Origin of the sequence: Streptomyces sp. NPDC058632 (assembly GCF_042717095.1) — a bacterium.
Taxonomy (GTDB): domain Bacteria; phylum Actinomycetota; class Actinomycetes; order Streptomycetales; family Streptomycetaceae; genus Streptomyces.
Map to the genome: position 1 here is coordinate 1 of NZ_JBHXQZ010000104.1, position 14219 is coordinate 14219.

At 73.8% G+C, this 14219-nt stretch carries 12 protein-coding genes and 2 pseudogenes; 9 read left to right on the top strand and 5 right to left on the bottom strand.

Annotation, left to right across the window (positions count from 1 at the left end; genetic code table 11):
• Positions 1-97 precede the first annotated feature (97 nt).
• Both ACFWVE_RS29770 and ACFWVE_RS29775 read right to left on the bottom strand, forming a co-directional pair.
• Positions 98-586, bottom strand: a complete 489-nt coding sequence (locus tag ACFWVE_RS29770; protein ID WP_384020566.1) for an SRPBCC domain-containing protein — start codon at positions 584-586, stop codon at positions 98-100.
• The gene (locus ACFWVE_RS29775; RefSeq protein WP_384020569.1) at positions 583-1014 is read right to left on the bottom strand and encodes an ArsR/SmtB family transcription factor; all 432 of its coding nucleotides are present in this window, start codon (positions 1012-1014) and stop codon (positions 583-585) included. Before ACFWVE_RS29775 ends, ACFWVE_RS29770 begins: the two co-directional genes overlap by 4 nt.
• A 145-nt stretch (positions 1015-1159) precedes the next feature.
• Between ACFWVE_RS29775 and ACFWVE_RS29780 the strand changes: the two genes are divergently transcribed.
• From ACFWVE_RS29780 to ACFWVE_RS29795, 4 genes and pseudogenes are all read left to right on the top strand, one after another.
• A complete protein-coding gene (locus ACFWVE_RS29780; RefSeq protein WP_384020572.1) occupies positions 1160-2014 on the top strand; it encodes a polysaccharide deacetylase family protein in 855 nt (284 codons plus the stop codon).
• Between the two features lie 18 nt (positions 2015-2032).
• Positions 2033-2250 (top strand): annotated as a pseudogene (locus tag ACFWVE_RS29785) (hypothetical protein).
• A gap of 42 nt (positions 2251-2292) precedes the next feature.
• A complete protein-coding gene (locus ACFWVE_RS29790) occupies positions 2293-3030 on the top strand; it encodes a peptidyl-tRNA hydrolase (RefSeq protein ID WP_384020609.1) in 738 nt (245 codons plus the stop codon).
• Between the two features lie 93 nt (positions 3031-3123).
• Positions 3124-3666 (top strand): hypothetical protein, encoded by a 543-nt coding sequence (locus tag ACFWVE_RS29795; RefSeq protein ID WP_384020575.1) that lies wholly within the window; start codon positions 3124-3126, stop codon positions 3664-3666.
• Between the two features lie 401 nt (positions 3667-4067).
• Here ACFWVE_RS29795 and ACFWVE_RS29800 read toward each other — a convergent pair whose 3' ends face one another.
• Entirely contained in the window at positions 4068-4793 is a 726-nt protein-coding gene (locus ACFWVE_RS29800) for an SDR family oxidoreductase (RefSeq protein ID WP_384020578.1), read from the bottom strand.
• Positions 4794-5303: 510 nt separating this feature from the next.
• Here ACFWVE_RS29800 and ACFWVE_RS29805 point away from each other — a divergent pair.
• The 3 genes and pseudogenes from ACFWVE_RS29805 to ACFWVE_RS29815 all read left to right on the top strand — a co-directional run bounded on the left by ACFWVE_RS29805 (position 5304) and on the right by ACFWVE_RS29815 (position 9333).
• Complete coding sequence (locus tag ACFWVE_RS29805) at positions 5304-6632, top strand: DUF692 domain-containing protein (RefSeq protein ID WP_384020581.1); 1329 nt, start codon at positions 5304-5306, stop codon at positions 6630-6632.
• 101 nt (positions 6633-6733) lie between these two features.
• Positions 6734-7577 (top strand): annotated as a pseudogene (locus ACFWVE_RS29810) (TIGR04222 domain-containing membrane protein).
• A 100-nt stretch (positions 7578-7677) separates the two neighbouring features.
• Positions 7678-9333, top strand: a complete 1656-nt coding sequence (locus tag ACFWVE_RS29815; protein WP_384020583.1) for an alpha/beta hydrolase — start codon at positions 7678-7680, stop codon at positions 9331-9333.
• Here ACFWVE_RS29815 and hemQ read toward each other — a convergent pair whose 3' ends face one another.
• Both hemQ and hemG read right to left on the bottom strand, forming a co-directional pair.
• The gene (hemQ, locus tag ACFWVE_RS29820; RefSeq protein ID WP_384020586.1) at positions 9334-10065 is read right to left on the bottom strand and encodes a hydrogen peroxide-dependent heme synthase; all 732 of its coding nucleotides are present in this window, start codon (positions 10063-10065) and stop codon (positions 9334-9336) included. It lies immediately after the preceding gene.
• Positions 10066-10100: 35 nt separating this feature from the next.
• Positions 10101-11543, bottom strand: a complete 1443-nt coding sequence (gene hemG / locus ACFWVE_RS29825) for a protoporphyrinogen oxidase (protein WP_384020589.1) — start codon at positions 11541-11543, stop codon at positions 10101-10103.
• 157 nt (positions 11544-11700) lie between these two features.
• Here hemG and ACFWVE_RS29830 point away from each other — a divergent pair, with 157 nt between their 5' ends.
• Together ACFWVE_RS29830 and ACFWVE_RS29835 are read left to right on the top strand one after the other, a co-directional pair.
• Complete coding sequence (locus tag ACFWVE_RS29830; RefSeq protein WP_384020591.1) at positions 11701-12717, top strand: DUF4349 domain-containing protein; 1017 nt, start codon at positions 11701-11703, stop codon at positions 12715-12717.
• Between the two features lie 22 nt (positions 12718-12739).
• Positions 12740-14203, top strand: coding sequence for an FAD-dependent oxidoreductase (locus ACFWVE_RS29835; protein ID WP_384020594.1), 1464 nt, complete (start codon positions 12740-12742; stop codon positions 14201-14203).
• The last annotated feature ends 16 nt before the right edge of the window (positions 14204-14219 follow it).

Consider the following 14219-nt stretch of genomic DNA (forward strand, 5'->3'; position numbering starts at 1 on the left):
TCCCCTAAGTGGGGGCACCCGGGCCACGGCCGCCGTTGACTCCACGGCGCTGCCCGGGGCCCGCGTCCCCCCGGCCGGCCCCCGGCCCGCACGCGGCTCAGGCCACCGCCAGCAGGCCGTCCATCTGCCCGATCGACTCCCGCAGCCCCTCGACCATGCCCATCCCGGCCAGCTGCTCCATCTGCTCCCGGGTGTCGAAGACCGAGCGCAGTTCCATCCTGGTCCCGCCCTCGTGCTCGCCGAGCGTCATCCGTACCGTCGTGGTCGGCATCTCGGCGTTCGGCCTGCCGTCCTGGTCGGAGAAGCCGTCGGTGAACTCCAGGGACGTGGGCGGCGTCACCGTCGCGATCCGCCACCAGCCGCCGAACTTCTCGCCCTCCGGGCCGGTCATGAAGTACCTGACCTCCCCGCCCGGGGTGAGATCGTGCTCCTCCACGGTCGCCGGGTAGGTCGGCGGCCCCCACCAGCGCTCCAGCTGCCGCGGGTCGGCCCACAGCTGCCACACCTTCTCGACCGGTGCGGTGAAGTCCGCGATCACGGTGAGGGTCAGCCGGTCGGCATCCTTGTCCACGCTCGTGACAGTCATCGGTCCTGTCCTTCCGTCGTTTCCTTGCTGTCGCCTGACCTTGCTGCGGTTCCGGCGCCGCTTGCGGTTCCGGCGCCGTTTGCGGCCTCGGCCCCGGCTTCGTCCGCCAGCAGACCGGACATCCGGTCCACGCGCGCCCGCCAGGCCGTCTCCAGTTCGTCGAGGGCCCGCCGCGCCCTGCCCACCGCGTCGGGGTCGGTCCGCACCAGCTGCTCCCGGCCGCGGCGCTGCTTGGTGACCAGACCGGCCCGCTCCAACACCGTGACGTGTTTCTGCACCGCGGCGAAGCTCATCGGGTATGCCTCGGCCAGACGTGACACGGACAGCTCACCCCGCACACAACGACGGAGTATGTCGCGACGTGTCACGTCGGCCAGGGCGTGGAACAGCCGGTCCACGCTGTCGTCGGTCAAGCCATCTACAACCATTTGGTTGTACGTTAGTCCCGCACACCCCACGCCGCAAGCGGAAGCGGGAACGGGTCACCCCCGGACTCGGCCACCCGAGTGGCGCCCCACCGCGCCCGTCGGCAAACGAAGACGAATCGCCTGATACAGCCCATACCTTCATACGGTGATCACACCGGTACGCCGAGCGGCAGCCTTCTGCGCCCTCACCACCGCGCTCGCCGCCCTCGCCGCCTGCGGCGCCCCCCACCCCGCGCAGCTGCCCCGCGGCGCCCCCTCCGCCACCCCCGCGACACCCTCCACGCACCCGCCCACCCTGGCCCCGGGACCGGCGGGCCTGACCCCGGTCTTCGAGAACGCCCCCCGGACCGCCGGGAAGACCGTCGCCCTCACCTTCGACGCCGACATGACCGCCGACCAGGGCCCGCGCGCGGCGGCGGGCGAGCGCTTCGACCATCCGCGGCTGATCGCCGCCCTGCGCGCGCTGAAGGTGCCGTCCACCGTGTTCATGACGGGGCGCTGGGCCGAGGAGTACCCGGACCAGGCCCGCTCCATCGGCCGGGACCCGCTCTTCGAGGTCGCCAACCACTCGTACAGCCACTACGCGTTCACGGACGACTGCTACGGCCTGCCGGCCGTCGGCCGGGACCGGATGCGGGCGGACGTGGAGCGGGCGTACACGACGTTCCGCGAGGTGGGCGTGGAGGATCCGATGCCGTACTTCCGCTTCCCCGGCGGGTGCTACGACCGCGAGGCACTGAAGGCACTCACCCCGGCCGGTGTCACCGCCGTGCAGTGGGACGTGGTCGGCGGCGACGCCTTCGCCACGGACGCCGACGCGGTGGCCCGGCAGGTCCTGGACGGAGTGCGCCCGGGTTCCGTCGTGGTCCTGCACTGCACCCGCAGCGCGGCCCCGGTGACCGAGCGGGCGGTACGAGCGATCGTCCCGGAGCTGCGCCGCCAGGGCTACCGCTTCGTGAAGGTCTCCGACCTGCTCGCGACGGCGAACGGACGCACCTGACCGTCCTGGGCCGGAGGTATGACCGACAACGACTACTGCCTGATCGAAGCGTCCGGGCCGTCCAAGGCCGACGGGCCCCCGTACGCGGAGTGCGTGCTGTGCCGGGAACCGACGGAGTACCCGGAGTCGTCCAAGGGCATCACGATGTGTCCGGTGTGCATGGGGGTCCCCCTGTTCGAGCGAAGTCGAGGACTCGGGGGAGGCAGGAGGCCCAGCGCACGGCCTGCTCCGGCTGACGAAACCGCGGCGCGGCTTGGCAGACTGGCCGTGTGAACGATGTGGACAACAACCGGACCAGTGACCGGACGCCTGCCGCCGCGGGCACCGCGAGCCCCTTCCGCTCCGACCCGGGCTCCCGCGACGAGGCCCCCCAGTTCGTGCTGCCCCTGGTGGCACGCATCGAGCGGCCGGCGCCTCCGGCCCGTACGGACGCGCTGGAGACGGCGGCCCGCGCGGTGCTGACGATGCTGGCGGACGAGCGGTCGGTGGGCGAGGGCGAGTGGGCGCAGGCGATGCGCGACTGGCAGGACGCCCGTATCCGCAAGGTGGTCCGCAGGGCCCGCGGCGCGGAGTGGCGCCGCGCGGAGGCCCTGCCCGGCATCACGGTCACCGGCAAGTCGGCGGAGGTCCGCGTCTTCCCGCCCGTCCCCCTGGACGGCTGGCCCAAGGACCTGGCCCGCCTCCAGGTCTCCGGCACCGACCTGGCCGACCCGGAGTCCCCGCCCCCGGCGGACCTCACGGCCCCGGTCCTCTGGCTGAACCCCGACCTCGACATGTCGGCCGGCAAGGCGATGGCCCAGGCGGGCCATGCGGCCCAACTGGCCTGGTGGGAGCTGACCGACAAGGACCGCACCGCCTGGCGCGACGCCGGCTTCCCCCTCTCCGTCCGCCCCGCCGCCCCGTCCCACTGGACCACCCTGACCACCAGCGGTCTCCCCCTGGTCCGCGACGCGGGCTTCACGGAAGTCGCCCCGGGCTCCAGCACGGTGGTGGCGGACCACCCGTCCCTCCGGTGAGACCTCTGCCCGGTGTCAGCGGCGGCTGCGATGCCGGCGCCGTCGACGCCGGCCCCCTTCTCCCCTCGAGACGGTCACTGCCATGATTCGGCCATGGCCGACACCACCTCGCCCGTGTACCAGGCGCGCTACGGCTGGGACCTCCGAACCACGGGAGTCGTAGCCGTCTCCGCCGTCTTCACCGCGGTCCTGCTGTTCTCGGACATGCCGCTGTATGCGCGCGTTCTGGGGCTGCCGCTCTTCGGCGCGGGCGGGCTGTTCATGGCGTACGTGGCGTTCAGCGGCAAGGTCGCGTTCCGGGTGGACGGGACAGGTGTGCTGCTCGGCGGGAGCCCTGCCCGGTACAGGGCCACCACCGCCCATGTGCCGTGGGGCGACATCACCGGTGTGGTGCTCTGGCGGCAGGCCGCGGGCCGCTCCTCCGTGCCCTATGTCGGGGTCACCCGGCGGGAGGGCGCTCCGGCCCTGTCCGGTGACGGCCCGGGGGCCCGTGCCGCCCTGGAGCGTCTCGTGCCGGTTCCGGCCGAGGTCGCGACGGCCTCCCGGGCGGTGACCGGGTGGCGCCTCGACCGGGACCGTCTGATCGCAGCCGTCGCCCACTTCGCGCCCGACATCCTGGTGCACGACCACCACTAGTACGAGCCGAGGTGCACCGCGGCGGCCTCGACGTGCTGGACTGCCTGCGCAAGGCCGCAGCCGACATACGCGGTCATCCACCTCGTGTTCGAGTGCGGCGCCATCGCCGCCGAGAGGTTCGCCGGCCCCGTGGCCGCCGGTCCGGCCGTGGTGCGGGCGCCCGGTGACGCGCCGGCCGGTACGGGCAAGCCCCTCGTCGGCATCGGCTTGACGCACACCGGCAACGCGAAACGCGACGCGGCCACCGGGAAGCTGCCGTCCGGGAGCCGGCCGCCCGGGCCTCCTCGCCGACCTCGATGACGGCCGCCGCTTCACCACCGGCTGACGCCGACCCGCCCCGTGCCGGGATCGTCACGGCGCGGGGCGGGAAAGAGACCCTCACATCGGGGGGTACGTCTGCGTCAGCCGAGTTGCACCGGGACCACGATCAGCTCGGCGATGTTCACATTGGCCGGTGCCATGACGGTGTATGCGACGGACTCGGCGATGTCGTCGGCAGACAGAGGTTGCAGGCCGGTGCGCATCTGTGCCAGGACGGTACGCATGTCCCCGTCGAGCATGTCGTCTCCCAATTCGGTGGCCGTGACGCCGGGTTCGACGATGTGCACCCGTACGTTGCGCGGTCCGAGTTCGGCTCGCAGGTTGCGGGTCAGGTGGGCGACCGCGGCCTTGGTGGCGCAGTAGACGGACCAGTTGGGGTAGAGGTCGTGACCGCCGACGGAACCGATGTGCACAAGGTCAGCCGGGCCGTTCTGCGCCGCGGTGAGCAGGTCGTCGGCGAAGGCGCGGCCGGTGTGAAGCAGTCCGCGCAGGTTGACGTCGAGCATGCGGTCCCACTCGGAGGTCTCGGCGGTTTCGAAGGGTGCGCCCAGCATCGCGCCGGCGTTGGCCACGACGAGGTCGACCCGGCCGAGTCCTGAGTGCACGGTTGCCGCCGCCCGGGCGAGGGCTTTCGGGTCCGTGACGTCCACGGCCACCGGCAGGATCCGGCCGGAAGCGTCCGGACGCAGTTCGTCGGCCAGTTCCACGAGCCTGTGCTCGCGGCGGCCCATCAGGGCGACGCAGGCGCCGCCGAGGACCAGCCGTCGGGCGACGGCGGCGCCGATACCGCTGGTGGCCCCGGTCACCACGGCCACCCGACCGGCGAGGGGACGAACAGGTTCGGTGGCGGAAACGGAACGTGTGGACACGGCCGAGGCCGGTGCAGGGGAAAGGTTCATGCCTCAACCGTGGGGCGGTCCGGTGGCTCCTTCCAGGCCGCGCCTCATCCGGGTGCCCTCAGCCCGGGAGCGGCACGACCTCCCTCGGCGGCCGGGCGCACCCTGCGGTGGATCTCATGGACCGCGCAGACGCGGGTGAGCGGCACCTCGGCCTGCGCGACAGCTGCCAGGTTCTGAAGGGTTCACTCACCCACCAGCCCCACCACTCTGCCCGTGAGGCGGGTCGGCGAAGTCTCCGTCGGACCCGTTCGTCCCGGCACCCGCCCGGCGGCTCCTCCCCAAAGCTCAAATGTTGCTCTGAAGGTGACCGTGACGCGGTTCGGGCGCGGGCTTCGGGGCCATACCCCCGTCACGTCCGAACGGACGGACGTCCGGCGGGGGCCGACAGGGTGGCCGGTGGAGGAGGGGGACAGTGGCATGGGGCGACTGGGGACGGGAATCGGGTGGCGGCCGGAGATCGCCGGGGACGTCGAGCGGATGCCGGGCATCGACTGGGTCGAGGTGGTGGCCGAGAACGTGTGTCCCGGGCATCTCCCCGAGTCGCTGCTGCGGCTGCGCGAGCGCGGGGTGACCGTAGTACCGCACGGGGTCGCGCTCGGGCTCGGCGGGGCCGATCGGCCGGACGCGGGGCGGCTGGAGGCGCTGGCCGAGCGGGCCACGGCGCTCGGGGCGCCGCTGGTCACCGAGCACATCGCGTTCGTGCGGGCGGGTGGGCCGCTCAGCGTCCCCCCTCGGCTCGAGGCCGGGCACCTGCTGCCGGTGCCGCGCACCCGGGACGCGCTCGACGTGCTGTGCGAGAACGTCCGGATCGCCCAGGACGCCCTGCCCGTACCGCTCGCCGTGGAGAACATCGCGGCACTGTTCTCCTGGCCCGGCGAGGAGATGACCGAGGGCCAATTCCTGTACGACCTGGCCGACCGCACCGGCGTACGGCTGCTCATCGACGTGGCCAATCTGCACACCAACCACGTCAACCGCGGCGAGGACCCGGCGGAGGCGCTCGCCGAACTGCCCCTGGAGGCCCTCGCGTACGTCCATGTCGCGGGCGGCGTCGAGCGGGACGGCGTCTGGCACGACAGCCACGCCCACCCCGTGTCCCGGCCGGTGCTGGACATCCTCACCGACCTCGCCTCCCGGGTCTCCCCTCCCGGTGTGCTCCTGGAGCGGGACGAGAACTTCCCCGGACCGAGCGAACTGGAAGGGGAGTTGGCGGCCATTCGGGAGGCGGTGGAGCAGGGGGCGACCGCCCGGATCGGCAACGCCCGGGCGAAGAGCTCCGGCTCCGGCTCCGGCTCCGTAAGGGAAGCCGGCTCCTGCGAACCCGCGCGGCAGCGGGTCGCGCTCGCCCAGACGGCGGTGCTGTCCTCCCTGGTCGCCGGGACCCCCGTGCCCGAGGGGTTCGACCGGGTGCGGATGGCCGTGCAGGCGCGGGCTCTCGCCGCGAAGCGGGCGGACGTCGTCGCCAAGGTCGCGCCCGAGCTGCCGGTGATGCTCGGCGAGCGGTACCGGGCGGCCTTCCTCGCCCATGCCCGGAAGCGGCCGATGACCGGGGGCTACCGGCAGGACGCCCTGGACTTCGTCGAGCAGTTGCTGCTCGCCTCCGGGCAGCGGGAGCGGCAGCACGGGCAGCTGCCGTTGCGGGAGTTGCGGGAGTGGTGGCTGGAGCGGTCCGGGCCCGGGCCGCGATCGCGCCGGCCCGCGGTACGGCTGGCGCGCGCCACCCGGCGGGTGCTGCTGCGGCGTTGAGGCCGGGGCCACTCAAACGGAACGTCACAGGCGGACAACACTCCGTCCGGATGGTGAACAGGGCATGGTGCTTCCGGAACCGTGCCGTTTACAGACAAGTCATGCTCTGGGTGCTCCTCCTGCTCGCCTCCTGGGCCGTCGCCGGCGCCGCGTGCACACGGTTGTGCCTGGCCGCCGTACGCGCGGCGGCCGTCCACGGCGTGGAGGCGGCCGGCGGTGGCGAGGGGCGTGATCTGACGCTGTACGAGACGGCGTTCCTGTCCGGCGGTCCGTGGCGGGTCGCCGATGTCACCCTGGTCGCCATGGCGCGTCAGCGCCGGCTGCTGCCGGCCCGCACCGGCTGGGTGACCGTGGTCGATCCGCTCGGGCGGGACGACATGGAGCGGTCGGTGACAGGGGCCATCGGCCCCAGGGGCAGTCCCCCATCACGCCGGTGCGGGCCGCCGCGGCGGCCGCGGACGCGGTGCGCGGCCTGGCCGACCGGCTGGAGCGGGCCGGGCCGGCCGTGCCCGACGGCGCGGCCGCGACGATCTCCGACGGCATACGGCAGGTCCGGCTCGCCGCGCCGGCCGTGGCCGGACTGGGCGCCGCCGCGCTGCTGTTGCCGGCCGCGTCGTACCTGCCGCGCCCTCTGGTCGCCCTGTGGTTCGCGCTGCCGTTGACACTGACCCTGGGCTGTCTGGCCATCGCGCGGATCGAGATCCCTCCGTACGCGCACTGGGCCTCCCCGGCCGGCCGACGGCTGCCGGGTGCCCCGCCCCGGCCGGAGCGAGCACCTCCGTCGATGACCGTACGTATCTCACGTCGGTCGCCGTGCACGGCATCCGCGCGGTGGGTGAACCGGATCTGCGTGCGGCTTTCGCACACCGCGAACACCACCTGGATTCCGGTTCCGGCTCCGGTTCCGGTTCCGGCTCCGGTTCCGGGGGCGCACGGAAGCACTGACGGCGACACCCCCCGGCGGTGCTTGCCCTGCCCCGTCCGCTGGACGAAGCATCCCTGGTGTCGATCGCCGTGCAACCGGCGTGCACCGAAGGGATACGCGATGAGAACTGCCGTCGTCCACGCGGCCGCCGGGTCCTTGCTGCTCACCACCCTGGCCGTCGCGCCGGCCGGTGGCTCCACCACCGTCCCGGGTGCCGTCGCCGCCCCGCACGCCCCCGGCGCGGCCGAGCTGCGCGGCACCGCGGTGGCCGCCGCGCGCGCCGCGGCCGAGGGCATCGCGTTCGGCCCGTGCCCCGACGCGCAGGACCTGCCGGGCATCATCAAGTGCGGCACGGTCACCGTCCCGCTCGACTACGCCCGCCCGGACGGCAAGCAGATCGAACTCACCGTCAGCCGCGTCCGCGCCACCGGGAAGAACCCTGGCGACGGCACGGGGAAGAGCGGCGGGCGCGCCGTGCCCCGGCAGGGCGCGCTGGTCCACAACCCCGGCGGGCCGGGCTCCGACGGGACGTACTTCCCGCTCATCGGTCTGCTCCCCGAGTGGAAGCGCATCGCGGCGGCGTACGACCTCGTGGGCTACGCCCCGCGCGGGGTGGGCCGTTCCGCGCCGCTGTCCTGCCAGGACCCGAGGACGTTCGCCCAGGGCCCCACGCAGGCGCCGGCGCACCCCTCCCAGGCGTACAAGCGGGAGCGCGTCGCGCGGGCGAAGGCGTACGCGCGCGGCTGCGCGGAGCGGGTCGGCGACTCGCTGCGGCACTACCACTCCCTGAACAACGCCCGTGACCTGGACGTGCTGCGTGCCGCGCTCGAGGAGCCCCGGCTGACCTTCATGGGGGCGTCGTACGGGACGTACTTCGGGGCGCTGTACGCCACGATGTTCCCGACGCACGTGAGGCGGATGGTGTTCGACTCGGCGGTGGACCCGGACCCGGCGCAGATCTGGTACCGCAACAACCTCGACCAGTCGGCGGCGTTCGAGGACCGCTGGGCGGACTTCCGGACGTGGGTCGCCCGGCACGACGACGTGTACGGGCTGGGCGACACACCGCGCAAGGTGCAGCGCAGCTACGAGACGGCGCGGGCGCGGCTCGCGGAGGAACCGGCGGGCGGGACGGTGGGGCCGGGCCAGTTGCAGGGGGCGTTCCTGCAGGCCGGGTACTACGACGACCACTGGCCGCATCGCGCGCACGCCCTGTCGGCCTATCTGAAGGGCGATCCCGGGCCGCTGGTCGAACAGGCGCGGGCGCATCCGGAGGCGGCCGTGGAGACGGAGAACGCGCGCTCGGTGTACGTCGCCGTGGAGTGCAACGACGCGCCCTGGCCGACGGACTGGGCGGTGTGGGACCGGGACAACACGCGGCTCGCCCGCCGGGCCCCGTTCGAGACCTGGGACAACGTGTGGACGAATCTGCCCTGCGCGTTCTGGCCGGCTCCCCGGCAGCGGCCGCTGGACGTGCGCGCCGGCGCGGGCGCGCTGCCGCCGACGCTGATCCTGGCGGCCGAGCGGGACGCGGCCACCCCGTACGAGGGGGCCCTGGAGCTGCACCGGCGGCTCGCGGGGTCGGCGCTGGTGACCGAGCGGGACACCGGTACGCACGGCATCGCGGGCGGGCCCAACGCCTGCGTGAACGGCCACCTGGAGGCGTATCTGCTCACCGGCCGGGTCCCGGGGCGGCGCGCGTCCTGCGCACCGCGCCCGGAACCGGCGCCACGGGTGGAGCCGGAGCGGCGTACGGAGTCCCGGCCTGCGGCCTGATCAGGCGAGGCCCGCGACGAGTTCCGCGACGTCCTTGCGGCGGCCCGTGTAGAACGGGATCTCCTCACGGACGTGCATCCGGGCCTCGGAACCGCGCAGGTGCCGCATGAGGTCGACGATGCGGTACAGCTCGTCGGCCTCGAAGGCGAGGATCCACTCGTAGTCGCCCAGGGAGAACGAGGGGACCGTGTTGGCGCGCACGTCGGGGAAGCCGCGGGCCATCTTGCCGTGGTCGGCGAGCATGCGGCGGCGGTCCTCGTCGGGCAGCAGGTACCAGTCGTAGGAGCGCACGAAGGGGTACACGCTCACGTACGCGCGGGGCTCCTCGTCGGCGAGGAAGGCCGGGATGTGCGAGCGGTTGAACTCGGCGGGCCGGTGCAGCGCCATGTTCGACCACACCGGCTCGAGGGCACGGCCCAGCCCGGTACGGCGGAAGAGGTTGTACGCCTCCTGGAGCCGGTCGCTGCTCTCGGCGTGCCACCAGATCATCAGGTCGGCGTCGGCGCGCAGACCGGACACGTCGTACGTGCCGCGAACGGTGACGTCCTTGGCGGCGAGCTGGTCGAACAGCTCCTGGACCTCGTCGGCGTACCCGGCGCGGTCCTCGGGCAGCACGTCCTTCAGCTTGAAGACGGACCAGAGGGTGTAGCGGATGACCTCGTTCAGGTCCTTGGCCAGCTTGCCCTTGTTCGGGATCCGGTCGGGTGCGGGGGTGGTGGCGTCGTCGCTCATGTCCCTTATTCTCCTGCTCCTCCGTGGAGGGTTTTTCACCGGGTGGAGGTGACGTCCCGCACGTCGTGCGGGACGTCACCGTGGATCCGGTCGGCGGCGGTGTCGGCGGCGTCGTACGCGCTCGCGATGCACGCGGGGATGCCGACGCCGTCGTAGGCCGCGCCGCACACGGCCAGCCCGGGGAGGGCGGCGAGGTGCTCGCGGACGCGGGCCACGCGCGCGTGGTGGCCGACGGGGTACTGGGGCAGGCCGTCCTGCCAGCGGGTGACGCGGGTGGCGACCGGGGCGGCGTCCAGGCCGGTGGCGGCCGACAGGTCGTGCCGGGAGACCTCCACGAGACCGGCGTCGTCACGGCCGAGGATCTCCGTCTCGCCGTGCCGTCCGACGGAGGTGCGCAGGACCATGAGGTCCGGGTTCTCCTCGTCGATCCAGCCCCATTTGCGCGAGGCGAAGGTGGACGCCTTGATGGTGCGGCCGTCGACCGGCGGCACCAGGAATCCGCTGCCCGCGGGAAGACCGGTCTCCGCGCGGCGGTAGGCGAGCGTGACGAGCGCCATGGAGGCGTACTCGATGCCGGCCAGCTCGGCGGCGGCGCCGGGCGCCTCGGCGCGCAGCAGCCGGGCGGCGGCCGGGGCGGGTACGGCGACGACGACGGCGTCGGCGCGCAGCTCCCGTTCCCCGGTGACGACCCGCCAGCCGCCGGCCGGCTCCCGGCGCAGTTCGGTGACCGGGGTGCCGGTACGGATCTCCCCGCCGCGGGCCCGTACCGACTCGGCGACGGCGAGCGGGAGGGTGCCCACGCCGCCCTCGATGCCCATGAACACCGGTCCGGTCTGCTGGGCGGTGGCGGCCTTGGCCTGGATCTCGCGGACGCCCTCGGTCAGGGAGGTGTGCGTCCGCGCGGCCCGGAACAGCTGGGGGACGGCGGAGCGCATCGAGATCCGGTACGCGTCGCCCGCGTACACCCCGCCCAGCAGGGGCTCGACCAGCCGGTCGACGACCTCGCGGCCGAGCCGGGCCGCCACGTACGCGCCGACGGCGACGTCGTCGCCGACCTCGGTGCGGGGCAGTTCGGCGTCCCGGCCGATCCGGGCGAGGCCCTCCTCGGAGAGCACCCCGGCCAGTGCGGCGGCGGTGCCGGGGACGCCCATGACGTGCCCCTTGGGCATGGGGCGCAGGGCGCCGCGGGTCCACAGCGACGCGGTCGCGGTGGCCGGCGGCCGGAGCCGGTCGGAAAGGCCCACCTCGCGGGCGAGATTCACCGCCTCCGGGCGGCGGGCCAGCATCGACTCGGCGCCGAGGTCCACGCGCGCGCCCGCGATCTCGCCGGGCAGCAACTTGCCGCCGACCCGCTCCGAGGCCTCCAGCACGGTCACCCGTGCCCCGCGCCCGAGCAGCCGGTGCGCGGCGGCCAGTCCGGCGATGCCGGCCCCCACGACGACGACCCGCTGCTCCGCACCCGTGTGTGATCCGCTCATGGCTCCACCCTCTCAGACGCCACCGAAGGCCCCACCAGGGCCGTCCGGCCCTCCCGAGTCCCTACCGTGACCGCTTCGGGACCGTTTCGCGCCATCGCTCCGCCGCCCTGTGGCGTCGTAGGAACGTCATTGGTCGCGAACCCCGGGGGGAACCCGCATGCGCACACGACGATCCGCACGGCCGGCCCACGCCATGACGGGCCTGCTGCTGGCCGCCGTCCTCGCCCTGGCCGGATGCGGCGGCGCCGACTCCGGCGCGGCCGACGGCAAGGCCGCCGACTCGCAGGCCCACGCGCAGGCGGGCACGGAAGAAGGGGCCGAGGGAGGGGCGCCGCGGGAAGGGGCCCCCGGCAGCTCGGCGGACGGCTCGCGCGCGAGTGCGCCGCCCGCGGACCGGTCCACCGCCGCCGGTCACATCATCCGCACCGCCACGCTGACCGTGCGGGTGGAGGACGCGCCGAAGGCGCTGGCCGAGGCCCGTACGACCACCGGGACCGCGGGCGGCTACGTCGGCGACGAGGACACCCGTCTGGACGAGGAGGGCCACGAGCTCACGCGCGTGGTGCTGCGCGTGCCCGCCGACAGGTACGACGAGGTCCTCGCGGACCTCGAGGGCGCCGGCAAGCTCGTCGAACGCAGTGCGAAGGCGGAGGACGTCACCGACGAGGTCGTCGACGTCGAGAGCCGGATCAAGACGCAGCGCGCCAGCGTGGTCCGGATCCGCGAGCTGATGGACCAGGCCACCCGGCTCAGCGACGTGGTCACCCTGGAGGGCGAACTCAGCACCCGCCAGGCCGACCTGGAGGCCCTGCTCGCCCGGCAGGCGTCCCTGAAGGACCGCACGAGCCTGGCCACCATCACCCTGACCCTGGCCGAGACACAGGTGGAGCGGAGCGCCAAGGACGACGACCCCGGGTTCCTGGACGCGCTCGCGGGCGGCTGGGACGCGTTCGTGACCATGCTGCGCTGGCTCGCGGTGGCGATCGGCGCGGTCCTGCCGTTCGCGGCGGTGGCGGCCCTGCTCGCACTGCTGTGGCTGAAGGCCGTACGTCCCGGGCTGCCCCGCCGTGAGCAGCCGGCACCCGTCTCCCCTCCCCTTCCCGCGTCCCGGACCTCGTCCGCGGGTACGACGGCCCGGACCCCGGACGAGGCCCCGGAGCCGGATACGAAGTGACCGGCCCCCGTAGCGTGGCCGTATGACCACGACTACGAGCACGGATACGGGTGCGGGTACGGGCGGCAGCGCGGGCCCGGCCGCGAAGGGACCGGAACGCCTGGTGGTGATCGGCGGGGACGCCGCGGGGATGTCCGCGGCCTCGCAGGCGCGCCGGCTGAGGGGGCCGGGCGAGCTGGAGATCGTGGCGTTCGAGCGCGGGCGCTTCACGTCCTTCTCGGCCTGCGGCATCCCCTACTGGGTGGCCGGTGACGTCGCCGAACGCGACGAGCTGATCGCCCGCACGCCCGAGGAGCACCGCGCGCGCCACATCGACCTGCGGATGCGCACCGAGGTCACGGAGATCGACCCCGGCCGGAACCGGGTGCGCGCGCGGGACCTCGGTTCCGGGGCCGAGTCCTGGACGTCGTACGACAAGCTCGTGATCGCGACCGGCGCGCGGCCGATCCGCCCGGAGCTGCCCGGCATGGACGCCCCCGGTGTGCACGGGGTGCAGACCCTGGACGACGGCCAGGCCCTGATCGACACACTGGAGCACACGACCGGCCGCCGCGCGGTGGTCGTCGGCGCGGGGTACATCGGCGTGGAGATGGCCGAGGCGATGATCAGACGCGGCTACGAGGTGACCGTCGTCAACCGCGGCCGGGAGCCCATGGCGACCCTCGACCCCGACATGGGGCGCCTGGTGCACAGGGCGATGGAGGGCCTGGGCATCACCATGGTGAACGACGCCGAGGTCACCGGGCTGCTCACCGGGGACGACGGCAGGGTGCGGGCCGTGGCCACCGGGGACGCCGAGTACCCGGCGGACGTGGTGGTGCTCGGCATCGGGGTGCGGCCGGAGACGGGCCTGGCGCGGGCGGCGGGGATGCCCCTGGGCGAGCACGGCGGCCTGCTCACCGACCGGTCGATGCGCGTCCGCGGGTACGGGAACGTCTGGGCCGGCGGCGACTGCGTGGAGGTGCTCGACCTGGTCTCCGGACAGGAGCGGCACATCGCGCTCGGCACGCACGCCAACAAGCACGGCCAGATCATCGGCTCGAACGTCGGCGGCGACTACGCCACCTTCCCGGGCGTGGTCGGTACCGCGGTCAGCAAGGTCTGCGACCTGGAGATCGCGCGCACCGGTCTGCGGGAGAAGGACGCCCGCCGCGCGGGGCTGCGGTTCGAGACGGTCACCGTCGAGTCGACCAGCCGCGCGGGCTACTACCCGAACGCCTCCCCCATGACGGTGAAGATGCTCGCCGAGCTGCGCACGGGCCGCCTGCTCGGGGTCCAGATCGTCGGCCGGGAGGGCGCGGGCAAGCGCGTCGACATCGCGGCGGTCGCCCTCACCGCCGGGATGACGGTGGAGCAGATGACCATGCTGGACCTGGGCTACGCCCCGCCGTTCTCCCCCGTCTGGGACCCGGTCCTGGTGGCGGCCCGCAAGGCCACCACGAAGATCCGCGCCACGGCGGGACGGCCGTCGCCGCGTACGCCCTGACAGCCGTCCTCCCGCG